The organism is Streptomyces sp. NPDC048001 (assembly GCF_043203115.1).
GTDB classification, from domain to species: Bacteria; Actinomycetota; Actinomycetes; order Streptomycetales; family Streptomycetaceae; genus Streptomyces; species Streptomyces sanyensis.
Genome location: NZ_JBIDBN010000011.1, coordinates 1 through 23234, shown reverse-complemented (window position 1 = coordinate 23234; position 23234 = coordinate 1). Strand labels below are relative to the sequence as shown.

Annotated in this window: 23 protein-coding genes; 9 read left to right on the top strand and 14 right to left on the bottom strand. The window is 75.1% G+C overall.

Annotated features, from left to right (window positions below):
* Nucleotides 1-412: 412 nt before the first annotated feature.
* A complete protein-coding gene (locus ACGF15_RS20975; RefSeq protein ID WP_345611578.1) occupies nucleotides 413-1774 on the bottom strand; it encodes a S1 family peptidase in 1362 nt (453 codons plus the stop codon).
* A 200-nt stretch (nucleotides 1775-1974) separates the two neighbouring features.
* Here ACGF15_RS20975 and ACGF15_RS20970 point away from each other — a divergent pair, with 200 nt between their 5' ends.
* From ACGF15_RS20970 to ACGF15_RS20960, 3 genes are all read left to right on the top strand, one after another.
* Complete coding sequence (locus ACGF15_RS20970) at nucleotides 1975-3507, top strand: substrate-binding domain-containing protein (protein ID WP_392800934.1); 1533 nt, start codon at nucleotides 1975-1977, stop codon at nucleotides 3505-3507.
* A 71-nt stretch (nucleotides 3508-3578) separates the two neighbouring features.
* Nucleotides 3579-4427 (top strand): hypothetical protein, encoded by an 849-nt coding sequence (locus tag ACGF15_RS20965; RefSeq protein WP_392800931.1) that lies wholly within the window; start codon nucleotides 3579-3581, stop codon nucleotides 4425-4427.
* Between the two features lie 94 nt (nucleotides 4428-4521).
* Nucleotides 4522-4872, top strand: a complete 351-nt coding sequence (locus ACGF15_RS20960; RefSeq protein ID WP_376429012.1) for an SCO0607 family lipoprotein — start codon at nucleotides 4522-4524, stop codon at nucleotides 4870-4872.
* Nucleotides 4873-4900: 28 nt separating this feature from the next.
* Here the strand turns inward: ACGF15_RS20960 and ACGF15_RS20955 are convergent, their stop codons facing one another.
* From ACGF15_RS20955 to ACGF15_RS20935, 5 genes are all read right to left on the bottom strand, one after another.
* Nucleotides 4901-6637: a serine/threonine-protein kinase gene (locus ACGF15_RS20955; RefSeq protein WP_392800928.1), complete on the bottom strand. Its 1737-nt coding sequence runs from the start codon at nucleotides 6635-6637 to the stop codon at nucleotides 4901-4903.
* Nucleotides 6638-6787: 150 nt separating this feature from the next.
* A complete protein-coding gene (locus ACGF15_RS20950) occupies nucleotides 6788-7054 on the bottom strand; it encodes a hypothetical protein (protein ID WP_345611586.1) in 267 nt (88 codons plus the stop codon).
* Nucleotides 7051-7362 carry a hypothetical protein gene (locus ACGF15_RS20945; protein WP_392800925.1) on the bottom strand — a complete coding sequence of 104 codons (312 nt, stop codon included), beginning with the start codon at nucleotides 7360-7362 and terminating at the stop codon, nucleotides 7051-7053. The genes ACGF15_RS20950 and ACGF15_RS20945 overlap by 4 nt, the downstream gene beginning before the upstream one ends.
* Nucleotides 7363-7547: 185 nt before the next feature.
* Complete coding sequence (locus ACGF15_RS20940; RefSeq protein WP_345611590.1) at nucleotides 7548-7745, bottom strand: DUF397 domain-containing protein; 198 nt, start codon at nucleotides 7743-7745, stop codon at nucleotides 7548-7550.
* 12 nt (nucleotides 7746-7757) lie between these two features.
* The gene (locus tag ACGF15_RS20935; protein WP_345612458.1) at nucleotides 7758-8549 is read right to left on the bottom strand and encodes a helix-turn-helix transcriptional regulator; all 792 of its coding nucleotides are present in this window, start codon (nucleotides 8547-8549) and stop codon (nucleotides 7758-7760) included.
* Between ACGF15_RS20935 and ACGF15_RS20930 the strand changes: the two genes are divergently transcribed.
* Complete coding sequence (locus tag ACGF15_RS20930; protein WP_345612509.1) at nucleotides 8491-8643, top strand: hypothetical protein; 153 nt, start codon at nucleotides 8491-8493, stop codon at nucleotides 8641-8643. The genes ACGF15_RS20935 and ACGF15_RS20930 overlap by 59 nt on opposite strands.
* A gap of 90 nt (nucleotides 8644-8733) precedes the next feature.
* Here ACGF15_RS20930 and ACGF15_RS20925 read toward each other — a convergent pair whose 3' ends face one another.
* Entirely contained in the window at nucleotides 8734-10017 is a 1284-nt protein-coding gene (locus ACGF15_RS20925) for an adenylosuccinate synthase (protein WP_256522576.1), read from the bottom strand.
* A 153-nt stretch (nucleotides 10018-10170) separates the two neighbouring features.
* On the opposite strand from ACGF15_RS20925, the gene ACGF15_RS20920 reads away from it, so the two are divergent.
* Nucleotides 10171-10968, top strand: a complete 798-nt coding sequence (locus ACGF15_RS20920; protein WP_345611592.1) for a diacylglycerol kinase — start codon at nucleotides 10171-10173, stop codon at nucleotides 10966-10968.
* Between the two features lie 53 nt (nucleotides 10969-11021).
* Nucleotides 11022-13067 (top strand): hypothetical protein, encoded by a 2046-nt coding sequence (locus tag ACGF15_RS20915; RefSeq protein ID WP_392800920.1) that lies wholly within the window; start codon nucleotides 11022-11024, stop codon nucleotides 13065-13067.
* Here the strand turns inward: ACGF15_RS20915 and ACGF15_RS20910 are convergent.
* On the bottom strand, nucleotides 13048-13617 hold the full coding sequence (locus ACGF15_RS20910; protein ID WP_345611597.1) for a MarR family transcriptional regulator: 570 nt from the start codon (nucleotides 13615-13617) through the stop codon (nucleotides 13048-13050). The two genes, ACGF15_RS20915 and ACGF15_RS20910, sit on opposite strands and share 20 nt — an antisense overlap.
* A gap of 104 nt (nucleotides 13618-13721) precedes the next feature.
* On the opposite strand from ACGF15_RS20910, the gene ACGF15_RS20905 reads away from it, so the two are divergent.
* A complete protein-coding gene (locus ACGF15_RS20905; protein ID WP_392800917.1) occupies nucleotides 13722-14630 on the top strand; it encodes an ATP-binding cassette domain-containing protein in 909 nt (302 codons plus the stop codon).
* The gene (locus ACGF15_RS20900) at nucleotides 14627-16255 is read left to right on the top strand and encodes an ABC transporter permease (protein WP_345611601.1); all 1629 of its coding nucleotides are present in this window, start codon (nucleotides 14627-14629) and stop codon (nucleotides 16253-16255) included. The genes ACGF15_RS20905 and ACGF15_RS20900 overlap by 4 nt, the downstream gene beginning before the upstream one ends.
* A gap of 80 nt (nucleotides 16256-16335) precedes the next feature.
* Here ACGF15_RS20900 and ACGF15_RS20895 read toward each other — a convergent pair whose 3' ends face one another.
* Nucleotides 16336-16728: a hypothetical protein gene (locus ACGF15_RS20895; protein ID WP_362613748.1), complete on the bottom strand. Its 393-nt coding sequence runs from the start codon at nucleotides 16726-16728 to the stop codon at nucleotides 16336-16338.
* 120 nt (nucleotides 16729-16848) lie between these two features.
* On the bottom strand, nucleotides 16849-17826 hold the full coding sequence (locus ACGF15_RS20890) for a proline iminopeptidase-family hydrolase (protein ID WP_392800913.1): 978 nt from the start codon (nucleotides 17824-17826) through the stop codon (nucleotides 16849-16851).
* Between the two features lie 246 nt (nucleotides 17827-18072).
* On the opposite strand from ACGF15_RS20890, the gene ACGF15_RS20885 reads away from it, so the two are divergent.
* Nucleotides 18073-18453, top strand: coding sequence for a hypothetical protein (locus ACGF15_RS20885; RefSeq protein ID WP_392800910.1), 381 nt, complete (start codon nucleotides 18073-18075; stop codon nucleotides 18451-18453).
* A gap of 68 nt (nucleotides 18454-18521) precedes the next feature.
* Here the strand turns inward: ACGF15_RS20885 and ACGF15_RS20880 are convergent, their stop codons facing one another.
* From ACGF15_RS20880 to ACGF15_RS20865, 4 genes are all read right to left on the bottom strand, one after another.
* A complete protein-coding gene (locus tag ACGF15_RS20880) occupies nucleotides 18522-19823 on the bottom strand; it encodes a cytochrome P450 (RefSeq protein ID WP_392800907.1) in 1302 nt (433 codons plus the stop codon).
* A gap of 94 nt (nucleotides 19824-19917) precedes the next feature.
* Nucleotides 19918-20577 (bottom strand): response regulator transcription factor, encoded by a 660-nt coding sequence (locus tag ACGF15_RS20875; RefSeq protein WP_345611609.1) that lies wholly within the window; start codon nucleotides 20575-20577, stop codon nucleotides 19918-19920.
* Nucleotides 20574-21869: a sensor histidine kinase gene (locus ACGF15_RS20870; protein ID WP_392801237.1), complete on the bottom strand. Its 1296-nt coding sequence runs from the start codon at nucleotides 21867-21869 to the stop codon at nucleotides 20574-20576. Before ACGF15_RS20870 ends, ACGF15_RS20875 begins: the two co-directional genes overlap by 4 nt.
* Nucleotides 21870-22128: 259 nt before the next feature.
* The gene (locus ACGF15_RS20865; protein ID WP_345611611.1) at nucleotides 22129-22998 is read right to left on the bottom strand and encodes an alpha/beta hydrolase; all 870 of its coding nucleotides are present in this window, start codon (nucleotides 22996-22998) and stop codon (nucleotides 22129-22131) included.
* Between the last annotated feature and the right edge of the window lie 236 nt (nucleotides 22999-23234).

The window sequence follows — 23234 nt, the reverse complement described above, 5'->3', positions numbered from 1 at the left end:
CCTTGCCTCGGCACCGAGCTGCCACATCCACGTTACGGAGAGCTCTTCCGGCTCGGGTGAAGCCGGTGCTCAAGCCCCTCATCAGCGGTCCGTCGATGCCTCCGGGCCCGGTGACACCACCCCCCGGATCATCACCAACAAGGGGGGGGAAGTCATGCCGGACCCGAAGGCCGGAGGCCCCATTGCGGAGCCACGAAAAAGGTAACGGGGGAAGCGCGCCCCCGCCCGGACCGGCGCCGGTCCGGAGGAGGGACCGGACCGGTCCGGCCCCTCCCGCGACGGCGGGAGGGGCGGCCGGGGCCCCTCCCCGTAGGACCCCGGCCTCCCCTCCTGCTGCCGTCCGTCCCGGCCGGGACGGACGGCAGGGGCCGCGCCCGTCCCGGCACGCCCCCCGCCCGTGTCCAGCCGGGGCTCACCCCCAGCTGGCCGACTGGAAGTTCCGGAAGTTCCTGCGGTCCTGCGCGGCACCGATCCAGCGGGCGCCCACCAGCAGGCCGAGGCTCGCGCCGATCACGCCGAGCCCGAGGCCCGGGTCGTCGAACTCCACGATGCTGGTCACCCGGCGGCCCTCGCCCGGCCCGGGCGGGATCTCGGCCCCGGGCAGGGACGCTCCCCCGGTGGCGCCCGCGGGCGGGGCGCCGGGTGCCGGGAGCGCTCCCGCCTCCGTACCGGGCTCGCCGCCGGGCGGCGCCGGGGCGGTGATTCCCGCCATCCGCATGCCCAGCGCCTGGAGCGCGTCCGTCACGGGCTGGAAGTAGGTCGTGCCGCCCGTGCTGCAGTCGCCGTCGCCGCCCGAGGTCACCCCGAGTGCCAGCCCCTCCGAGAACAGCGGCCCCCCGCTGTCGCCGGGCTCGGCGCAGACGGTGGTCTCGATCAGCCCGGAGACGGTGCCCTCCGGGTAGTTGACGGTCGCGTTCACGGCCGTCACCCGCCCCGTGCGGAATCCGGTGGTGCTGCCGCTGCGGAACACCTGGGCGCCGACGACGGGGTCGGCGATGCCGATGATGCGCACGCCCCGGCCGCCGCCGATCGCGACCGTGTTGGTCAGGCCGGCGGCGTCCTCGTCCTCGTAGCGGACCAGGGAGTAGTCGGAGCCGGGGAAGGCCGAGGCGGTCGTCGTCCCGAGCAGGCCGAGCCCCTGGCCCCCGCCGCGGAACCAGGCGGTGCCCTCCGGGCCGCAGTGCCCGGCCGTGAGGATGAAGGCCTCGCGGCCGTCGGTGACGTTGAACCCGGCGGAGCAGCGCCGCTGGTCGCCGATGATCGAGGAGGCCCCGTCCACCCGCGTGGTGAAGGCGCCCCGGGTCCGCTCCATCCGGACGAAGCCGCCGATCGACTCGGCGAGCTCCGTCATCCGGGACCAGTCGTCCGCGGAGACCGTGCTGTCCGCCCGGACCCGCACCTCGTTGGTCCGGTAGTCCACGGACCAGGCCGTCCCCGGCACCCGCGGCGCCTCCCGCAGGGACTCCGCGGCGGCCAGCAGCCGGTCGGTGCTGTGCCGCACCACCTTGGGGTCGGCCCCGGCCGCCCGCACCTCGGCGGCCGCGTCCCGGTCGGTGACCGCCACCACGGTGCGCCCGTCGGCCGTGGTCCAGCTCCCGGCGGTCCGGTCGGTGCCCAAGCGGGCGACCAGGTCCCCCGCGACGACCGCCGCCGTGCGGGGGCCGCCGGGGTCCTCCCCCGCGAACGCTCCGGAGGTCATCAGCCCGCCGCACACCAGCCCGCAGGCGGCGGCCAGCCGCACCAGCCGGCGCAGTTTCCGTCGTGCGTGCCTCATCCGCGGCCCCAGGTGGTCGTCCGTTACGGTCTCGGGTCTCGTCCCTTCCATACGCGGCGCGGGGCCGGGCCGTTCAGGCGGGGAGGGGGCGGGCGGCTACGGGAGCAACCCGCCCCCCACGCTGAACACGGGGCGAACTTCCTTTGACAACACGGCAGTTGGGTCTCCGTTCGGCCGTCGGGGCGCCCTACCGTGGCGGCGTGGAGTGGCTGAATCCCGAGAACGCCGTCGCCGTGGCCACGGCGCTGCTCGGTGTGCTCGTCTCCGTCGGGGTGCTCTGGTACGAGCGGCGGGTGCCGCGCCGCCGCCGCATCGGCTACCGGGTACAGATGGACACCCCGATCGGCAGCAGTGTGCGCTCCGGGCGGCCCAACTTCCGCCTGGGGCTGTTCAACGAGGCCCCGGAGATGTCGGACGCCACACTGGTGCTGCTGCGCATCGAGAACGACGGCTCCCAGTCGATCGCGGACGCCGACTACACGGGGCGCGAGGTCCACGGCCTGACGGCGGAGTTCTCCGGGCGGACGGTCCGCGCCATCGCGGTGACCCAGCCGCCGGGGGCGGACCACCTGATGGACCACTTCACGGCCGCCGCCGGGATGCGCCACAGCGAAGGAACGATTCATCTGCCCCGGGTGCCGCTGAACCAGGGGCAGCACTTCAAGCTGCTGGTGCTGCTCACCGGCGGACCGGTCGGCAGCCCGGTCACGGTGACCGGCGGCATCCGGGACGGCGACGTCACACCGAACCGGGCCGTCCCCACCGACGAGCGGCTGCCGCTGTTCAGCCGGGCGGCGCGCCTGGTGACCGTGCTGCTGACGGTCTGCGTGGTGGCCCTGGCCGCGATCATCGTCACCCGCGGCGACCACCGTCCGCCCATGGGCTGCGCGCGGGGCGCCCTCACCCTCACCGGCTCCACGGCCTTCGAGCCGGTGCTCAGCGAACTCGCGAAGCGCTACGAGCAGGACTGCGCGGGCGCGGAGGTCACCGTCGACGCCCACGGCACCAACGCCGGCATCCGGAGCCTGGCCGAGGCCGGCGCCCGCAGCCGCGGCGGCTCCCCCTCGGTGATCGCCCTCGCCGACGGGCCCAAGCCTCCCGGGCGCCCCCGGCTGCGCGAACACCGCATCGCCGTCTCGGTGTTCACCCTCGTGGTCAACGACGCGGTGCCGCTGGAGGACCTCGCGCTGGCGGACGTGCGTCGGCTGTACCGCGGCGAGATCGACAACTGGAGCCGCCTCGGCGGCCCCGACCTGCCCGTCCGGCTGGTCAGCCGGGACGCCAACTCGGGCACCCGCGAGGTCTTCCAGCGCCGCGTCCTCGGGCGCAACGAGCTCGCCAACTCCTCACGCGACTGCACCACCCGCGACGACCGGGACGCCCCCGTGGTGCGCTGCGAGCTGGACAGCACCCGGCAGGTCCTCCAGACCGTCGCCCGCCTCGACGGCGCCATCGGCTACAGCGAACTGCGCGCGGGCACCACGCTCAAGGGCCTCCACCGCCTGACGATCGACGGGGCGGCGCCCTCGGTCGACGACATCGACCTCAGCGACTACCCGTACCGCGAGATCGAGTACGCCTACACCTACGGCCGCCCGCCCGCGGACTCCCTGGCCTCCAGCTTCCTCGCCTACATGAGCCGCGGCCCGGGCCAGGACGTGATCACCACCCACGGCCATCTGCCCTGCGCCTCCCCCAGGGGCCTGCGGGTCTGCGGCGAGGACGCACCCTGAGCAGCCCGCCCCTCCCCGGCCGGTCGCGTCGCTTCACCGCACCTCGGCGGCGGCTCACTACGCTGGCGCCCGTGCACCGCGACCGGGAACCCCGCGAGGAGCTGACCGAGGGCGCCGGGCCGTTCGTCACCCGCAGGACCTGGCACAGCCCGGAGGGCGGGACGGCGGTCTGGGAGTCGCGCCGGGTCCGCAAGCGGGGTGAGCTGACCGTCCGCCCGGCGGGCGGTGCGCTCGCCACCCCCCGGCGGGCGGACGCCCGCACCCTCGCCCGGCTGGGCCGGCTCAACGCCCTCGCCGCCGTCTCCTTCGCCCTCGGCGGCGGGCTCTTCGCCGCCGGGGCGGCGGCCGCGCTGGCGGGCGCGGACGCCACCACGAGCACGGTCGCCTACTTCACCGGCGGCCTCTTCTTCACCTCCGGCGGCTACGTCTCCCTGCTCCAGACGATCAACGCTCCCGAGCGGCGGCCCGGAGCCGACCGCCTGGCGCCCGTGGCCTGGCGGTGGTGGAGCTACGAGCCGCTGCGCATCGACTGGCTCGGCACCTTCCTGCTCTTCGCCGGAACCCTGGTCTTCGGCGTCAACCTGCTCGACTCCTTCCTCCAGGGGCTGACGGTCCAGCAGGCCGCGCGGCTGGTGTGGGCGCCGGACGTGATCGGGTGCGTGCTCTTCCTCGTCTCCGGGCAGCTGGCCCTCGCGGAGGTCTGCCACGGACCGTCCGGCATCCGGACCCGCGACCTCGGCTGGTGGGTGGTGGCCGTGAACCTGCTGGGCTCCGGGCTGTTCATGCTCGCGGCACTGACCGCCCTGGTCACCCCCGAACTCGACGCGCCCGTGAGCCTGGCGGTGTCGAACTGGGGCACCCTCACCGGGGCGCTGTGCTTCACCGCGGCCGGGGTGCTCCAGGGCTTCGAGCACCCCTGACCCCAGTGCGGCGGATGAGTAGCGGTACTCAGGCGCCCGGCGCCGCCGGTCGGCGACAGTGGTCGGGACCAAGACCGGAACAGGGGAGACCACCGTGCCCGAGCCCGTCCCGCAGCCCGTCCGCCCGACCGCCGCCGCATCCGCCCGCCGCCGGGTCCGCACGGCGGCCGCCTGCGCGCTCGCGGGCGCGGCGGCCGCGCTGACGCTCACCGGCTGCTCCGTGACCTTCCGGGACGCCATCTGCGCGGGCGGCGAGTACCCGGTCATGACCGTGGGCGCCACCGGCTCCGCCTGCGTCGCGGACGGCGACCCGGTGCCCGAGGGGTACACCCGCTACCCGGAGGGCAAGGTGCCCCAGCACGTGGACGACGAGTGGGACCTCTACTGGCGCACCCACACCGTCGACGAGCAGGGGGAGATCGTCGACGCGCCCGAGGCGGGCTGACCGCCGGACCCGAGCGGGGGCCGGGCCGTCAGTCCCGGTCCTCGTGGGGCATCACCAGGGTCACCTTGCCCTTGGGGTCCGCCGTCAGATAGCCGACCTCGCTGTAGTCGTTGGAGAGGTAGGCGGACATGTGCTGCGGGTCCCCGAAGGTCGGGTCGTCGCCCTCGACCAGCAGATAGCGGGAGGTGGCGTCCGTGACGTTCAGCTCCTTCTCGGCCCGCGTGAACAGGGCCGGGACGACGTCCCAGTCGAAGTCGTCCACGTCGAAGGCGCTCTCCATCGAGGTGACCGACCCGCTGATGATGCCCTTCTCCGCGCCCTGGCCGGGGCGGTAGCTCCAGCTGTCGTAGCGGGTCTTGCTGTCGCCGACCATGACGTTGGCGGAGACGTGCTCCGGATAGACGGACAGCCGGCTCATCCGGTCCGTGCCGGCGGCCTCCTTCAGCGCGGCCACGGCGGTGCGGATGCCGTCCGGGGTGAGCAGGTCGGTCGTCTCCTCGGGCTGCTCCTCCGCGTCGACCGGGTCGGCGCCGGGGGTCGCGGAGGTGCCGGGGGAGCCCGTGGCCACGGTGCCCCGGCCCTTGGCGCCGCCGGGGTCCTCGTCACCGCCGTCCGGGAGGAACGCCCAGACCAGGGTGCCGGTCAGGGCGACGGAGGCGGCCGCGGCGCCGACCGCGACACCCCGCCCGCGCCGGACGCCGCGGCGCGCGCCGTCCGCCCCGGCCGGGAGGACGGGCGCCGTGGCGGGCGGCCCGTACCCGCCCGCCGGGGCTCCGTAGCCGCCCCCCGTGGGCGGGGTCGGGGCACCGAACACACCGCCGGGGGGCGGGGTGGGGGTGCCGTACCCGCCCCCGGCGGGCGGGGTGGGCGGGGTCAGGTGGTAGGAGGTGGCGGGTCCCCCGGCGGGCGCCGCGGGGCCCTGGCCGCCCTCCTCCGCCCGGCGCAGGAGTTCGTCCACGGCGGCGGCGTCGGGCCGCACGGAGGCGTCCTTGACCAGGATCGCGCGGAGCGCCGGAGCCAGCGGGCCCGCCTGGCGCGGCGGCGGCAGCTCCTCGCTGAGCACGGCGGCCAGCGTGGCCAGGGTGGTGCCCTTGCGCAGCGGGTGGTGCCCCTCCACCGCGACGTAGAGCATCATCGCGAGCGACCAGATGTCGGACTCGGGCCCGCCGTCGCCCCCGGAGATGCGCTCGGGCGCCATGAAGTCGGGCGTGCCGATGACGGAGCCGGTGGCGGTCAGGGCCGTGGACTCGCGGATGGCGGCGATGCCGAAGTCGGTGAGCACGGGCCGTCCGTCGGGCCGCAGCAGCACGTTGGCGGGCTTGACGTCCCGGTGCTGGATCCCCGCGGCGTGCGCGGCGCGCAGCGCGGAGAGCACCTCCCGGCCCAGCCGGGCGGCCTCCCTGGGCTCCATCGGCCCGCGGGCGAGGAGGTCGGCCAGCGAGCCTCCCGTCACCAGCTCCATGACGATCCAGGGGTAGGCGTGCTCGTCGCCGTCGACCACGTGGTGGATGGTCACCACGTTGGGGTGATCGACGCGCGCGAGCGCCCGCGCCTCGCGCAGCACACGGGCGCGGAGCATGGCCGCGGCCTCGGGGTCGTACTCGGCCAGCCCCGGATCGGGCGGCCGCACCTCCTTGAGGGCGACGGCCCGGTCCAGCACCAGATCGCGCGCGCGCCACACCATGCCCATGCCGCCGCCCCCGAGCCGTGCCTGAAGCTCGAAGCGGCCGTCGATCACCCGTCTGCCGGGCTCCCCGTCGTTCATGCCCGGGATGCTACGAGACCGGGACGACAGCCGGAACACGCCCCCGGTTACCCGCCGGTCGGGAGGCGGGGGCGCGCGCCCGTGTCCGGGCGGCCGCCGTCCGGCCGCCCGGCACTCGGCACTCGGGGATCGGGGCTCAGGGCTCAGGGCTCAGGGCCACCGCAGGGTGGGGGCGCGGGCGGGTCCCCGGCAGTCCGGCACCCGCTGCCCCGCCCCGGGGAGCGGCACGTCGTCCAGCGCGAAGCACAACTGCGCGTGCAGCACCTCCGCTTCGGCGGGGGTGAGCCGCAGCGGAAGATCCGTGGCGAAGGCCCCGGCCCGGGTGAGCCAGAGGTCGACCACCAGCCCTCCGTCCCTGTCCCGCCGCACGGGCTTGCCGGGCACCCGGCTGATCCGCATCCTGTCGGCGTCGCTCATGCCGCCGCTCCCCTCACGGGCAGGCCGGCCTCGTACCCGTGGAGGAACCACGGCCCCAGGTGGTTCCCGGCCGCCGCCACCTCCGTCTCCGCCCGCCGCTCCTGCTGCTCGTGGGCGAGGAGGTAGGGGCGCACCAGGCGGCCGGGGTGGTCGAGCGGAACCGCGTCACGAAGGGCCCGGAGGGACCGGGGGCGGTGCGGGGAGGTCACACGGGGGGCGGGGGCGGGGGCGGGCGTCGGCTCTTGGCGCCGGGGCGGGAGAAGACACCATGCTGCGTACCGGATGGCGCGCCGGATAGTCTGGGACATGCTGACGTGTTCCTTTGTATGGAGGGGACGTTGGCCGTGCCCCGGGGTGCCGCTAACACCGCCGGGGCGCATTCGTGCTCACGGCAACAGAGCTGTCACCGCGAGTAGTTGAACGGTAGCGCGCGAAGCCAACACACATCAACATTTAGGCGTCACGAACACAGGAACGGCATATGCCGGTCCTCTCACACCAGGTCGTCGAACTCCCCTGCCTTGGCGCCGTCCAGGAACGCCTGGAGCTTGCGCCTGCTCGTGCGGACGACGACCGAGGGGTCGTCGCTCTCCCTCACGAGGATGTCCCCCTCGAACTCAGCCAGTTCGACGCAGTTGCCCTCCTGGTCCGAGAAGGACGACTTGCGCCAGTTCACTCCGGAGAAGTTCACCCGAATCAACCCTCACATCTCTCGCAGCACCGCCCGGATGAAGTCCTGCGACGCACCCGGGTCCAGCGAACGCTGCTCCACTCGGCCCAGCACGTGACGGTACCTGACGAGGTCTGCCTCCGCGTGGCAGAAGATCGTCCCGTGAGGCACATCGATCTGCACCGTGTCCAGGGCGGGAACCGGGCCTTCGGCGTAGACAGCCGAGGACCCGGCGTTCGGAATGCCACCCGCCGCGAAGGGGATGACCCGCACGCGGACGTTCTCGCGCTCCGACCCTTTCAGCAGGTACGCCAGTTGGCGCGCCATCACCTGACGGCCACCGAAAGCCACACGCAACGCTGATTCGTGGACGAGGAAATCGCAGGGAGGCCCGGCCGGCGCGTCGAGAATGCGCTGCCGCGCCCTGCGGAACTCGATGTTCCTGTCGAGGAGTTCTGGTGACAGGGCGGGGACGGCCTCCTCGAAGACCGCCCGCATGTAGTCGGGTTCCTGGAGCAGTCCGGGCAGGTGCAGGATCAGCGACGAGCGCAGCGCGACCGCATGGTGCTCCAGTTCCGCAATGTCGATCACGGGCGCGGAGAGCGCGCCCCGGTACTCGTCCCACCAGTGCGAGCCGCGCTCACCTGCCATCGCGGCCAGGGCATCGACATACGCCGGGTCCGGACAGGCGAAGTTGGCGGCCCAGACGCGCACCCGGTCGGGGCTGACGCCGAACCGCGCGGACTCGCTGTTGCTGATCGTGGTCTTGTCCACACCGTGGAGGGTGGCCGCCGCGGTCAGCGACAACCCCGCCCGCTCCCGCATCCGCCGCAGCTCCGTGCCCAGCCGCCGCCTGCGCTCCGTCGGCGGCTTCCTCGCGCTCACTCCCGACCGCCCCCTTCCCGCCGGGACAGCCTAGCCGCGCATGCGCACGCACCCACGGCGAAGGCCCGCTCCGGGGACTGGCGTCCCCGGAGCGGGCCTTCGCACCGGTCGCCCGGTGGGCTCCCTACAGGAAGGAGTTGATCTCGATCGTCTCGGTGCGGCCGGGGCCCACACCGATCGCGGAGATCGGGGCTCCCGACATCTCCTCCAGCGCCTTCACGTACGCCTGCGCGTTCTTCGGCAGGTCGGAGAAGGTCTTGGCCTTGGTGATGTCCTCGGACCAGCCCGGCAGGGTCTCGTAGATCGGCTTCGCGTGGTGGAAGTCGGTCTGCGAGTAGGGCAGCTCCTCGACGCGCTTGCCGTCGATCTCGTAGGCGACGCAGACCGGGATCTGCTCCCAGCCGGTGAGCACGTCCAGCTTGGTGAGGAAGAAGTCCGTCAGACCGTTGACCCGGGTCGCGTAGCGGGCGATGACCGCGTCGAACCAGCCGCAGCGGCGGTCGCGGCCGGTGGTCACACCGCGCTCGCCGCCGATGCGGCGCAGCGCCTCGCCGTCCTCGTCGAAGAGCTCGGTCGGGAAGGGACCGGCGCCGACGCGGGTGGTGTACGCCTTGAGGATGCCGATGACCCGGCTGATCTTCGTCGGGCCGACGCCCGCACCGGTGCAGGCGCCGCCCGCGGTCGGGTTGGAGGAGGTGACGAAGGGGTACGTGCCGTGGTCGACGTCGAGCAGCGTGCCCTGGCCGCCCTCGAAGAGGACGACCTTGCCCTCGTCCACGGCGTTGTTCAGGATCAGCGTGGTGTCGGCGACGTAGGGCCTGATCTGCTCCGCGTACTGGAGCATCTCCTCCACGATCCGGTCGGCCTCGATGGCGCGCCGGTTGAAGACCTTGGTCAGCAGCTGGTTCTTGGTGTCGAGGGCCGCCTCGACCTTCTGCTGGAGGATCGACTCGTCGTAGAGGTCCTGGACGCGGATGCCGGTGCGGTTGATCTTGTCCGCGTACGTCGGGCCGATGCCGCGTCCGGTGGTGCCGATCTTGCGCTTCCCAAGGAACCGTTCCGTCACCTTGTCCACGGTGACGTTGTACGGCGTGATCAGGTGAGCGTTGCCGCTGACCAGCAGCTTGGACGTGTCGACACCGCGGTCGTTCAGCCCGCTCAGCTCGGAGAGCAGGACGGCCGGGTCCACCACGACACCGTTGCCGATGACCGGCGTGCAACCGGGCGAGAGGATTCCGGAAGGGAGGAGGTGCAGCGCATACTTCTGATCACCGACGACGACCGTGTGGCCTGCGTTGTTACCACCCTGGTAGCGCACCACATAGTCGACGGATCCACCGAGCAGGTCGGTGGCCTTTCCCTTGCCCTCGTCACCCCACTGAGCACCGAGCAGCACAAGTGCGGGCACAGGCGTACACCCCTTCCGGGCGGGGCAAGACCAAGGTCAGGGGGCCTGAGCCGTGCCTGAGTCTTCGGACCGGTTGCCCCGGAATAGACGAAGCCCCTGGCGCAATAGCGCAAGGGGCTCTTGCACAAAGATGCTACCCGAGGAAGGACCGAGGTGTCGGCTCACGACCAGCTGCTGGTGGTCATCGACCCGGTCGCCCGCCGAATCGACGGCGAGTCCGTGCGGATCGCGAAGGATGTCCTGTGCGGTGGCTCCGAGGCGAAGATCTGCCTTCCGGAGAGCCCGGAGGAGTTCGCCCGCGCCCTCGCCCGGCGGGGCTCCCGGCGGCCGGTGGTGGTCGGCGACGACCGGGCGCTGCTGCGCGCCGTCTCTCTCCTCCACCGCGACCGCTGGCTGGGCGACGGGGCGCTGGCCGTCGTCCCCGTCGGCCCCTCGGTGCACCTGGCGCACTCCCTGGGCGTGCCCACCGGGGCGGTGGGTGCGGCGCGCACGGTCCTGGACGGCGCGGTGCGGCGGCTGGACCTGCTGGTGGACGAGTCGGACGGCGTGGTCCTCGGCGGGCTGACGATCCCCGCCCTCGGCCCGGCGCCGCGGCCCGGGAGCCCGGTGCTGCGGGCGGCCCGCTCCCTGGTGCGCACGCTCACCCGCCCGGCACCGCCCCCGGCGGCGCCCCGCCCCCAGCGGCTGCGTGTGGAGGCCGACGGGGTGCTCCTCGCCGATCTGGACCAGCCGGTGGAGGCCGTGAGCGTCCAGGCGGGCGCCGCGGGCCGGGCGCGGGTGGTGGTGCGGCGCCCCGCGGTGTCCGAGCCCGTCCGCGCCGAGGCCCTCACCGTCACCGTCTCGGGTCCGGACTTCCGCTACCGGGCCGACGCCCATGTCACCGGCCCCGTCCGCACCCGCACCTGGACGCTCCGGCCGGGCGCCTGGGGGCTGACTCTGCCGCCGGTCTGACCTGCACCGGGGCTGCCCGGAGGGGGCGCGGGGCCGTGTCCTAGGGTTCCGCGGTGAGAGCACAGGGACAGGGGTGGGGCATGGGCGAGCGCGAGCCGTTCGACACGGGCGAGGGCGGGACACCGGCGGACCACACCGCGGCGGAACCGCCCGCACCCGCCCCGGACACCCCGCCACCGTCCGCCGACCGTGGTGCGGCGCTCTCCCCGGGGGCCGCGTCCCCGCCGGGCTCCCCGTCCCTCCCCCGGGCCGCCGACGATCGGCGCACCGCCGCGGCGCTGCACGCCTACCGCCGACGGGCCCGGCACCTGCTGCTCGCCGGGCCGGGCCTGGGGGCGCTCGGGGTGGCCCTGGCCATGGCGGGCGGTATCGCGGAGCGGGTGGTCTTCCTCGCCTTCGTCCTGTGCGTGACAGCGACCGGCATCGGGATCGGCTCCCTCCTGGTGGGGCGCCGTATGGCCGCCGCCCTCGCCGCCGGCCCGTGGCAGGTCTGCGAAGCGCGTTCGGCGCCCAGCGGACTGCACGCGGCCGCGGCGATCCTGCGCGACCCCGCGACCGGGGGGCTGCTGCCGCTGCGGGTGGTCGCCATCCGGCAGCGCTACCACCTGGCCGACCCCGGCCCCGCCGGCGTCCTGCGGTGGTGCGGCGACCCGCTGCGCGGTGGGGTGCTCGCGCCGCCCGACCATGACGCGCTGATCTGGGCGAAGCCCGTGCGCGGGGAGCGGCAGCGGCGCAGCCTCGTACGCATGGCGGAGAGCCAGGGGCTGTCCTCCGGGCCTGCCTCCGCGTCTGCCTCCGGGCCTGCCTCCGTTCCTGCTTCCGCGCCTGCCTCCGGTGTGCCCGGGGGACACGGCTCCCGGGACGGCGCCCCCGAGTCCGGCGGGGACCTGCCGGGGCGCCCGGGGAGGGCCCGGCGCCGGGGGCTGTTCCGCTGGGTCCTGCTGGTCGGCGCCGTGTGCACGAGTCTCGCCCTCGCCTGGTCGGGGACTCCGGACGACCCGCAGGTCGAGCTGACCGTGGTGCAGGAGCAGCCGGACGGCCGCTGCCGGGTGGCCTGGACGGACCCCTTCGACGGCACGGCCCGTACCGGGGACTTCTCCTGCGACGCCGACCGCGATCCGCTGCTCGCGGACTGGGACGTCGGCTACGCCGTGTCGAGCGGCCCCTGGAAGGGCGAGCTGTACGCGCCGGGGGCCGACCGGCCCGGCGCCGCCGCCACCGACGCGACGGGGATGACCGGGCTCGCCCTGCTGCTGCTGGGCGTGGCCGGGGGCGTGGCGCGCCGCGTCGTCGCCCGCGTGCGGGCGCCGCGCCCCGGCGCGGACCGGGACGCGGGCGGGACCGGGCCGACCCCGGTCGGGCGCGCGGAGCCCTCGGAGGGCCCGGCGCCGGGCACCGGGTACGCGGCGTTCGCGGCCGAGGCCCGGCGCCAGGCCCCGAGCCCGCCGGCGGAGGGCCGGGGCCGGGCGGAGGCCGACGTGCGCCGGGTGGCCTGGTGGCGGGTGCGGACGCTGCGGAGCCTGTCGCAGCTGCCCCAGGTGCTCCTGGGTGCGGGGCTCGCCTGCGGGGCCGCGGTGGTGCTGGGCACCTCCGCCGAGGTCTCGCCGATGGCCGTCCTGGTGGCCGCCTCCGGGGCGCTCTACGCGCTGTACTCGGCGTACCGGGCCCTCACCTGGGGCGTGCCCGCCGCCCGGAGGCTCGCGCTCACGGCACGTTCCGGCGTCCCCGGGGAGCGGCGGTACGCGCTGGTGCACTCCCCCGGCCAGGGCGCACCGGTACTGGTCCTCTTCCCCGCCCGGCCGCCCGCCGGGACCGGCGACCCGGCGGACGGCGCGGGCGACCCGCCCGAGGCCGTGCTCGCCCTGCTCTTCCCCGTCTCCGGCACGCCCGCGCAGGGGGGACCGCCGGTGGAGCCGGTCGGGACGCTGGAGCTGAGGCTCCGCCAGGACGGCGGCGTGCGGACGGCCGCGGTGTGGATCGAGGGCCGCGCCTACTGGCCCGCGCACCCCTACGAGGAGCTGCGCCACGGGGACCCGGAGGACCGGGACCTGCTGACCGGACTGCTCGCGGGGGCGCGGGTCAGCGCGGGGCCGCGCTAACGGCGGAGTCCGCCCCGGATTCCGGAGCGGGGTCCGCGCCGGAGTCCGCGCCGTCCCCGGACCCGTCGGCGCCCCGGGCCTTGTGCTCGCGCCAGCGCACCAGCATGGCGCGCAGTTCGTGGCGGATGAACTCGAAGAACTCGGCGGTCTCGGCCGCGCGGGCCCCCGCGGCGGAGTCCGGCCCCAGGGTCTCGGCGCCGTCGCTCAGGATCTTCCTCCAGCGGACGAGCACCTCGTCGCGGTGGGCGATCGCCTCGTACCAGAGCTCGTTGTGGAGGACGTAGCGGTCGCGGCGGGAGCCGGGCTCGCGCTCGCGTCCGACCATGTTGACCTGGGACAGGTAGCGGACGGCTCCGGACACGGCGGCGGGGCTGATCCTCAGCTGCCCGGCGAGTTCCGCGGAGGTCATCGAGGCCGTCTCCGAGGCGAACAGGGCGGCGAACACCCGCGCGGCCATGCGCTGCATCCCGGCCTCGGTCAGCTCCGAGGCGAAGCGCTCCACGAAGCGCGACAGGGCCTCGTCGGCTGCCGCGTCCCCGTTGCCGTCCATCGGCTCATCGTCTCCTTCGTCCGGCCGTTCGGGCCCGAGTCTATACGCGTTTCATACGTTTCCTTAACTTCACAAAGTTGTGAAGCGAGCGTACGTTCAGAGCCATGACGAAGGCAATCACGGTCTCCGGGCTGCACAAGTCGTTCGGGCGGACCCACGCCCTGGACGGCCTGGACCTCGATGTCGCACCCGGCGAGGTCCACGGGTTCCTCGGCCCCAACGGGTCGGGCAAATCGACCACCATCCGGGTCCTTCTGGGCCTGCTGCGCGCCGACGCGGGCAGCGTCCGGGTCCTCGGCGGCGACCCCTGGCACGACGCGGTGGAGCTGCACCGCCGGATCGCCTACGTCCCCGGCGACGTCACGCTGTGGCGCAACCTGTCCGGCGGGGAGGTCATCGACCTCTTCGGGCGGCTGCGGGGCGGACTCGACCCGGCCCACCGGGCCGAGCTGGTCGAGCGCTTCGAACTCGACCCCACCAAGAAGGGCCGCAGCTACTCCAAGGGCAACCGCCAGAAGGTCGCCCTGGTGGCCGCCTTCGCCTCGGACGCCGACCTGCTGATCCTCGACGAGCCCACCTCCGGCCTGGACCCGCTGATGGAGGGCGTCTTCCGCAGCTGCGTGGCCAGGGAGCGCGAACGGGGCCGGACCGTGCTGCTCTCCTCGCACATCCTCAGCGAGGTGGAGAGCCTCTGCGACCGCGTCAGCATCATCCGCCAGGGCCGGACGGTGGAGACGGGGACCCTCGCGGAGCTGCGCCACCTCACCCGCACCAGCGTCACCGCCGAACTCGCCGCCCCGCCGGACGGGCTGGCGCAGCTCCCCGGAGTGCACGACCTCCGGGTGCAGGGCCACCGGGTGAGCCTCCAGGTCGACACCGACAAGATCGACGCCGTCCTGCGCTCCCTCACCGGCTCCGGCGTCCGCTCCCTGACCAGCACCCCGCCCACCCTGGAAGAGCTGTTCCTGCGCCACTACGCCCCGGCCGGCGCGGACGAGGAGGCGTCCCGATGACCCCCGTCGCCTCCGCGACCGCGGCCCCCTCCGCCGCGCCCCCGCGGGGCCACCGCCCGTACGCCGGGACCGGCGCACTGGTCCGGCTCGCACTGCGGCGCGACCGGGTGATGCTGCCCGTCTGGATGCTGGTCGTCGGCGCCATGGTCACCGGCGGGACCGGTGCGCTGGAGGGCCTCTACCCCACGGCGGCCGAACGGGCCGACATCGCCGCCGCGATGAACGCCAACAGCTCGATGCGCTCCCTGGTCGGACCCGTCTTCGGGGACACCGTCGGCGCGCTGGCCGCCTGGCGCTTCGGTGTCTTCGCCGCCGTCCTGGCCGCCTCGATGAGCCTGGTCGTGGTGGTGCGGCACACCCGCGAGGAGGAGGAGACGGGGCGTCAGGAGATGCTCTCCTCCGGCATGCTGGGGCGCCGCGCACCGCTCACGGCCGCGCTCGCGACCGCCCTGCTCGGCAACGCGCTGCTCGGGCTGGTCGTCACGGCGGCCCTCGCCGGCCAGGGCCTCGCCGGGGCGCTCGCCCTCGGCGGGGCCGTCGCCGGGGCGGGCGCGGTCTTCGCCGCCCTGGCCGCCGTCGCCGCCCAGGTCACCGAGAGCGCCCGCCTCGCCAAGGGCGCCACGGCCGGAGCACTCGGCGCGGCCTTCGTGCTGCGGGCCGCGGGCGACGCGGGGGAGGCCGACGGCAGCGCCGCGGCCACCTGGCTCTCGCCGCTGGGCTGGACCGAGAACGTGCGCGCCTTCGGCACCGGGGGAGAGCGCTGGTGGGTGCTGGCGGTCTTCGCCGCCGTCACGGCGCTCCTGGTGGCCGCCGCCTACGCGCTGACCTCCCGGCGGGACGTCGGCATGAGCTTCCTGGCCTCCCGCCCCGGCCCCGCGAACGGGCGGATCGGGGGCGCGGGCGGACTCGCCTGGCGCCTCCAGCGCGGGTCGCTGCTGGGCTGGTCGGTCGGCTTCCTCGCGGCCGGAGTCGTCTTCGGCGGCATGGTGGACGGGGCCGCGGAACTCGTCGGCGACAACGAGCAGGCCCGCGCGGTCTTCGAGCGGATGGGCGGCCAGGCCCGGCTGACCGAGGCCTTCCTCTCCGCCATGTGCGGCCTGTTCGGGCTGGTGGCCGGGTTGTACGTGACGGGCTCGGTGCTGCGGCTGCACGGGGAGGAGTCCTCCCAGCGGGCCGAGCCGATGCTCGCCGCCGCACTCGGCCGGATGCGCTGGGCTGCCGGGCACCTGGTGATCGCCTTCGGCGGCTCCGCGCTGATCCTGCTCCTGGCGGCGGGCGGGCTGTGGCTCGGGCACGGGAAGGACGGCGGGGCCGTCCTGGGGGCCTGCCTGGTGCAGCTCCCCGCCGTCCTCGCGGTCGGCGGCCTCGCCGTGCTGCTCTACGGGGTGTCGCCCCAGGCGGCCTCCGCCGCCTGGGGGGTCGCCGGGCTGGTCCTGGCCCTGGGGTGGATCGGCCCGGCCCTCGACCTGCCGCAACCGGTGCTGGACCTCTCCCCGTTCGCCCATCTGCCGAGGCTGCCCGGCACACCGATGGACTGGACGCCCGTGTGGGTGCTGACCGCGCTGGCGGCGGCGCTCACGGCGGCCGGACTGGTACGGCTGCGCAGGCGGGACCTGGCGGGGTGAGCCGGTGCCGGGCCGCCCCGTCCCGTGGGGTGCGGGCGGCCCGGCACGCGGGCCGCGTGGGGGGCTCGGGCCGGTGCGCCCTACGCCGCCCCCGCGGGGCCGCGACGGTCCTCGACATGGACGACGCCCAGTTCGGTGCCGTCCCGGTGGCGCTTGGAGCGCCCGCAGAGCCCGACGTCGACGTGCTCCTGACCGCCGGGCTCGCCGGGCGCGACGTAGGTGAGGACATCCCGGTGGTGGCCGGTGACCACCCAGCCGTCGGCGTCCCTGACGTCGATCACCCCGAAGTCTCCCGCGGCGGAGCCCCCACGCACCGGGCCGAACGCGCCGAGGATCCCGGTGGCCTGCTCCGCGAGGTCCCCCTCGGGCGACCCGGTGAGCACCACGCAGGTGCCGTGCTCGAAGAGCACCCAGGACGTGCCGGGGCCGGTGAGGAGGCGGCGCCAGACGCTGACGAGCGACTCGGTGTCCATGGCGGTCATCCTGCCGCAGCGCGGATCCCGGCCGGTCGGCCGGGGCCGTTCCCCCGCGGTCTCCGGTGCCATGGCGGGAGCGAGCCGCCCCGGCGCGGCGGCGCCCCGCGCACGGCTCCCTCAGATCCGCCTGCGTCCCGCCCCTTCGGCGGCGTCCGCCCTGGCCAGGAACGCCTCCAGGACCTGCCGGTAGCGGTCCGGCTCCTCGACCGAGGGCAGATGGGCGCTCTCCTCGAAGACCACCCACTCGGCGCCGCGGATGCGCTCGGCGATCCGGCCGACCATGGCAGGAGTCGTCGCGTCGTGGAGTCCCGAGGTGACGAGCACCGGCAGGTCCAGCTCACCGAGGCGGGAGGTGACGTCCCAGTCCTTGAGGTTGCCGGTGATGTTCCACTCGGCGCCCCACATGGCCTCGTACAGGACCTCGTTCCACTGCGTGAAGGAGCGCACGACGTGCTCGGGCCAGGGTTCCAGCCGACAGAGCCAGCGCCGGTAGAACTCCAGGGTGGCTTCCTGGTACTCGGGGTCCCCGGTGGTGCCGTCGGCCTCGTGCCGGTCGATGACGTCCTGCACCTCGGAGGGAAGCGACTCCTTGAGCCGCCGCGCCTCGGCCTGGTAGTCGGGTGCGCTCGCCAGCGGACCGGCGAGGACGAGGCCGGTCAGTCCGGGAGGCTGCCCGAGCGCGTATTCCAGCGCCACCTGGCTGCCCCAGGAGTGACCGAGCACGTGCGCCCGGTCGAGCCCGAGTGCTTCCCTCACCGCTGCGACCTCGTCGACGAAGGTCTCCATGACCCGGAGTGCCGGGTCGTCCGGGTGGTCGGACCGGCCGCAGCCGAGCTGGTCGTAGAAGACGACCGGGCGGCCGTGCTCGTCGGCCAGTCCGGCGAGGTCCTGCAGGTAGTCGTGCGGGCAGCCCGGCCCGCCGTTGATCACGAGCAGCGGGATCCTCCCGCCGGAGCCGGGCAGGCCCACGCATCGGTACCAGGTTCGGTGCCCACGGAAGCGAACGGTTCCCTCGGTCACGGCCACGACGTGCCTCCCAGGTGACGGCTGCGCGTTCCATCGTGGCGGTGTCCGGACCGGGGCGCCCCCCGGCATGCCGGTCCTTCCCGGTGAAGAAGTGGCGGGCGGCCCCTGCGCCGTACGCCGAGGCGACGCATCCGCCCGGACCGGGGAGGCTGCCCGCGCGACCACCGGCGCGGCTTCCCGACGGTCCGACACCGGTCACCGGGCGCCCCACCGGGCCCGGGACCCGTCCCGCGCCCCCGCGGGGAAGGGCGACGGAGCATCAGCCCCGCCACCGGACCGGGAACCCGGCACCGGCCGTCCCGCGTCCTCAGCAGCATGGACACTCCCGCGCGCACCGGACCCGCCGGCCGCCCCGCCACCTCCGCCCGCACCGGCTGCGTCGGCCTGCTCCTCGCCTTCGCGGGCAGCGCGGTCGCGCTGCTCGCCTGGGCGCCGCTGGCCCGGGTGAACATCCACGGCGGTCTCGAGAGCGAGCACCGGGACCTGAGCGTGCTCTACCTGGACCTGCCCCTGATCGCGCTCGGGGGCGCCCTGGTCCCGCTCGCCGTCTGGCTGCTGGCGCTGCGCGTCGGGCGCCGGCCGCTGCTCGCCGCCGTCGCGGCCGCCGGGGCGCTGGCGCTGGGCGTGTGGGGGCTGACCAGCTGGTGGGAGCCCTACCAGCGACCGGAGTTCGCCACCGTCGAGAGCGGCGGCTGACCGCAGCAGGACGTCCCGCGCCAGCCACCCGGTGCGGGGCCCTCGGAACTCCACCCGGCGCGGGGCCCTCAGAACTCCACCCGCAGCTCCCCCAGCCCCCGGATCACGAACCCCGGCTTCCACTCCGGCTCCGCCACCAGGCGCAGGGCCGGGGCCCGGTGCAGCAGCTCGCCGAAGGAGGCCGCCAGCTCCAGCCGCGCCAGGGGCGCGCCCAGGCAGTAGTGGACCCCGGCGCCGAAGCTGATGTGCGGGTTGTCCGCGCGCGCCAGGTCCAGTTCGTCGGGGCGCTCGAAGCGCGCCCCGTCGCGGTTGGCGGAGCCGAAAAGCAGGGCCAGCTCCGCCCCGCGCGGGATCACCGTCCCGTCGATCTCGATGTCGTCGAGCACCCAGCGCTCGAACAGCTGGAGCGGGGTGTCGTAGCGCATCAGCTCCTCCAGGGCCGCGGGCAGCAGCGCGGGGTCCGCCCGCAGGGCCTCCTGCGCTCCGGGATGCCGCAGCAGCGTCCACCAGCCGTTCGCCGTGGTGTTGACGGTCGCCTCGTGGCCCGCGTTCAGCAGCAGCACGCAGGTGGAGACCATCTCCTGGGCGCTGAGCCGGTCGCCCTCGTCGTGGGCGGCGATCAGGGCGCTGATCAGGTCCTCGCCGGGGTCCTCTCGGCGGTGCGCGATCAGCTCCCGGAGGTAGTCGCCGAACTCCACCGACGCCCGCACCGCGCGGGCGGCGGTCTCCTCGGAGGGGTTCAGCTCGTACATCCCGCAGATGTCGGCGGACCAGGGGCGCAGCAGGCCCCGGTCGGCGGCGGGGATGCCGAGCATCTCCGCGATCACGGCGACCGGCAGCGGCTCGGCGAGCTGCGCCACCAGGTCGCCCCCGCCCTCGCGCCGCAGCTCCCCGACGAGCCCGGCGGCCAGCCGCCGCACGACGGGCTCCAGCCGCTGCACGGTCCGCGGGGTGAACGCCTTGGTCACCAGGCGGCGGATGCGGGTGTGGTCCGGGGCCTCCAGGTCGAGCAGCCCGTGGTCGTTGAGGGTGTGGAAGGGCTCGTGGGCGGGCGGCGGCGCAGGGCGCCCGAACTCCTCGTGGGTGAAGCGGTGCAGGTAGGTGCGGCCGAGGCGCCGGTCGCGCAGCAGCGCCGAGACGTCCGCGTGGTGCGGGACGAGGTACTGCCGCGTCGGTGCGTACCAGTGGACCCGGCCGAGCGCCCGGAGCTCCGCGAAGGCGGGGTAGGGGTCGGCGGCGAAGTCCGCGTCCGCCGGGCGGAACAGCCGCGCGACGGGGTCGGGACCTGCGGGGGGCTCGGCCGGGGCGTGGGACGGGAGGCCTGACGGGGGGCCGGACGGGGGGCCGGGGGCGTGGGCACGGGCGTTCATGACGGGACGCTAGCGCCGCCGGTGCCGTGACCGGAAGAGCCGGCACCGGCTCGGGGGCGTGCGGGGAAGCACCCCGCGGCTCCCCCGCACGTTTTCAGGACGGGGTGACCAGCCTCGCCTCGTAGGCGAAGACGGCCGCCTGGGTCCGGTCGCGCAGCCCCAGCTTCACCAGCACCCGGCTCACATGGGTCTTGATGGTGGACTCGGCCACCACGAGGTGCGCGGCGATCTCGGCGTTGGACAGGCCCTGGGCGATCAGCACCAGGACCTCCGTCTCCCGTTCCGTCAGGTCGCCGATCTGCGTCAGCGCCGCCGGGCGGGGCACCTCCGCGAGCCGGGAGAACTCGGTGATCAGCCGCCGGGTGACCGTCGGCGCCAGCAGTGCCTCCCCCTGCGCGACCACCCGCACCCCCTCGGCGAGCTGCCGGGCGGAGGCGTCCTTGAGCAGGAAGCCCGAGGCCCCGGCCCGCAGCGCCTGGTACACGTACTCGTCCAGGTCGAAGGTGGTCAGGACCAGGACCTTCGCCGCGCCGTCCGCGGCGGTGATCTCGCGGGTGGCCTCGATGCCGTTCATCTCGGGCATCCGGATGTCCATCAGCACCACGTCCGGGGCGAGTTCGGCGACCCTGCCGATCGCCTCGCGGCCGTTGACGGCCTCGCCGACCACCTCGATGTCCGGCATGGCGTTCAGCAGCACCGAGAAGCCCTCGCGGACCATGGCCTGGTCGTCGACGATGAGGACGCGGATGGTCACGAGCCCTCCCCGGGTGCGGTCGCGGGGGCGACGGGGACGGGGACGAAGGCGGTGACCTCGTACCCGCCCTCCTCGGTCGGTGCCGCGGTCAGCTCGCCGTTCAGCATGCCGACCCGCTCGCGCATGCCGGTGATCCCGTGCCCCGAGCCGCCGGTCATCGCCGGGCGGGCCGCGGCGGCGGTCGCGGGCGCTCCCTGGGGGGCGGTGTTCACGACGCGCAGCCCGAGCCCCCCGAGCACATACGCGATCTCGACCGTGGCCCGCGAACCCGGGGCGTGGCGCAGGGCGTTGCTGAGGGCCTCCTGGATGATCCGGTACGCCGACAGCTCCACGCCCGGGGGCAGCTCGCGCACCGCTCCGGTGACCGTCTTCTCCGTCTCCAGTCCCGCCTCCCGGACGTTGGCGAGGAGGGCGTCGAGGTCGCGCAGCACGGGCTGCGGTGCGTCGGGGGCCTCGTAGTCCTCCGCACGGACCACGCCGAGGATGCGGCGCAGCTCCGTCAGTGCGGCGACGGCGTTCTCACGGATGGTCGCGAAGGCCTGCGCCAGCTCCGGCGGCGGGTCCTCGACCCGGTAGGGGGCGGCCTCGGCCTGGATGGCGACGACCGACATGTGGTGGGCCACCACATCGTGGAGTTCCCTGGCGATGGTGGTGCGCTCCTCCAGCAGGGTGCGCCGGTCCCGCTCGACGGCGGTGACGGTCTGCTGGGCGGCGACCTCCTGCTTGGCGGTGCGGCGGACGAGGACCATGCTCACCAGGAGCAGGGAGACGGCCGAGCAGAAGGCCATGGCCGGACCCAGGGAGGCGTAACCGCCGGCCAGCAGGGTGCCGGCGAGGGCCGCGTACACCGAGGTGAGGACCCACATCCAGGCCGCCGTCCGGGGCCGGGTCCGCGCGGCGACCACCGTCATCACCACGAGGTGGGACAGGAACCCGGACGGTCCCCAGGGCCAGTCGCCACCACCGGCCAGGGCCGTGACGAACGGGGTGCTCAGGATCGACACCCACCAGGCGCCGACCGGCCGGATCAGCGTCATCGCCACCGCTCCGGCCGGGACCAGGCCGACCAGCAGCATGCCGAGGCCGCCGCCCTCGTCGAGGGCGAGCATCAGGGAGACGAAGGCGAGGAACAGCACGAGGGCGTGCGGCAGCCACACGGCCCCCCGCCGTATCCGCGCGCCGGGCAGGCGGCGCACCACCGGGCCGTCGGGTGACAGGGGTGGCAGGGGCCGGTAGGCGAAGGGGTCGAGGAGCAGGTCCTGGCGGAGGCCCCCGACCAGGCCCTGGGCCATGGCGTACTCGGGGCTGCGGGTCTTCTGGGTCACGCGTCGACGGTATGCGCACGGGCGGGGAAGGTCGTCCCCTTGGGTGCGGATCCCGGCGCCTCCGCCCTGAGTACTACAGGGCGTCCCGTCGACCCGAGTACTACAGGGCGTCCCGTCGACCCGAGTACTACAGGGCGTCCCGTTGGACCGGACTCCGGTGAGGGGACCGGACGGCCGCCCCGCCGCCGCCCCGCCGGGCCCCCGCGCGGGACCGCGGCGGCCGGGCTCACCACGCCAGCTGGGCGATCTCCTCCGCGACCACGGCGCAGGCGTCGGAGGCGGGGTCGATCAGCGGGAAGTGCCCGACCTCCTCCAGCAGGGTCAGCCCCACCGTCTCCCCCGAGCGCGCCGCGGCCTCGACGAAGGACTCGCCGACGGCCTGGGGGACGACGATGTCGCGGCGGCCCTGCACCACGACCGTGGCGATGCCGGTGGGGAGCAGCAGGGCCGGGTCCGCGTGGGCAGCCCGCTCCTCGTACGCCTCCTCCGGGCCGAGCAGCTGGCCGACCGCGCCGCCGCACACGTCGAGTCCGGCCGCCGCGGAGAGGTCGGCGATCGGGGCGAGCGCGACGACACCGCGCAGCGGCGGGGCGGCGGGCAGCCGCCAGGGCGAGCCCTCCGGCAGGACGTGGCGGGCGGCCGCCCAGAGGGCGAGGTGCCCGCCCGCCGAGTGCCCGGTGAGCACCGTGCGCCGGGCGTCGGCCTGGGGAAGCGCCTTCGCGGCCAGCTCGGGGAGGGCGTCCAGTGCGGCGGCCACGTCGTCGAAGGTGTCGGGCCACCGGCCCGCCACCGGGGCCTCGCCGCGCTGCCCGGGGATCTCGCGCCCGCGGCGGTACTCGACGTTCGCCACGGCGAGTCCGCGGCGGGCCAGGAAGTCCGCGAACGGGGTGACATGGCCCCGGTCGTAGGGCGCCCGCCACGCACCGCCGTGGAGGAGCACCACGAGAGGCGCGTCGGCCCGGCCGCCGTACGGCGCGTAGAAGTCGACGACCTGGTCCGGATGGTCGCCGTACGGCAGCGAGGCGCCGGGGTGGACGGCGGGATGGGAGAACGCCGAGGCTTCCTCGGCGGCGTCCTGGGCGACGGGGTCACGCATGCGCTGCTCCAACAGTCCCGCGGGGATGGCGTATTCGACCTTGATCAGCCCGGACGGTACCAGCCCCGGAGCGGGCCCGAGGCGGGGCCGCGGGCCGGGCGCCCGCCGGCGGCGGGGGGGGCCGGGCCCCCCGCCCCCCCCCCCCCCCCGGGGGCCGCGGGCCCCCCCCCCCCCCCCGCCCCCCCCCCCCCCCCCCGGGGGGGGCCCCCCCCGGGGGGGGAAACCCCGAAAAAGGC

Bases quoted from the DNA above. Each gene is read 5' to 3' on its own strand.
- ACGF15_RS20880 (WP_392800907.1), bottom strand. From the start codon at position 19,823: ATGAACGCCCGTGCCCACGCCCCCGGCCCCCCGTCCGGCCCCCCGTCA.
- ACGF15_RS20885 (WP_392800910.1), top strand. From the start codon at position 18,073: ATGGACACTCCCGCGCGCACCGGACCCGCCGGCCGCCCCGCCACCTCC.
- ACGF15_RS20950 (WP_345611586.1), bottom strand. From the start codon at position 7,054: ATGAGCGACGCCGACAGGATGCGGATCAGCCGGGTGCCCGGCAAGCCC.
- ACGF15_RS20895 (WP_362613748.1), bottom strand. From the start codon at position 16,728: ATGGACACCGAGTCGCTCGTCAGCGTCTGGCGCCGCCTCCTCACCGGC.
- ACGF15_RS20865 (WP_345611611.1), bottom strand. From the start codon at position 22,998: ATGCGTGACCCCGTCGCCCAGGACGCCGCCGAGGAAGCCTCGGCGTTC.
- ACGF15_RS20935 (WP_345612458.1), bottom strand. From the start codon at position 8,549: ATGCGGGAGCGGGCGGGGTTGTCGCTGACCGCGGCGGCCACCCTCCAC.
- ACGF15_RS20955 (WP_392800928.1), bottom strand. From the start codon at position 6,637: ATGAACGACGGGGAGCCCGGCAGACGGGTGATCGACGGCCGCTTCGAG.
- ACGF15_RS20975 (WP_345611578.1), bottom strand. From the start codon at position 1,774: ATGAGGCACGCACGACGGAAACTGCGCCGGCTGGTGCGGCTGGCCGCC.
- ACGF15_RS20870 (WP_392801237.1), bottom strand. From the start codon at position 21,869: ATGGCCCAGGGCCTGGTCGGGGGCCTCCGCCAGGACCTGCTCCTCGAC.
- ACGF15_RS20905 (WP_392800917.1), top strand. From the start codon at position 13,722: ATGACGAAGGCAATCACGGTCTCCGGGCTGCACAAGTCGTTCGGGCGG.
- ACGF15_RS20910 (WP_345611597.1), bottom strand. From the start codon at position 13,617: ATGGACGGCAACGGGGACGCGGCAGCCGACGAGGCCCTGTCGCGCTTC.
- ACGF15_RS20945 (WP_392800925.1), bottom strand. From the start codon at position 7,362: ATGTCCCAGACTATCCGGCGCGCCATCCGGTACGCAGCATGGTGTCTT.
- ACGF15_RS20900 (WP_345611601.1), top strand. From the start codon at position 14,627: ATGACCCCCGTCGCCTCCGCGACCGCGGCCCCCTCCGCCGCGCCCCCG.
- ACGF15_RS20890 (WP_392800913.1), bottom strand. From the start codon at position 17,826: ATGCCGGGGGGCGCCCCGGTCCGGACACCGCCACGATGGAACGCGCAG.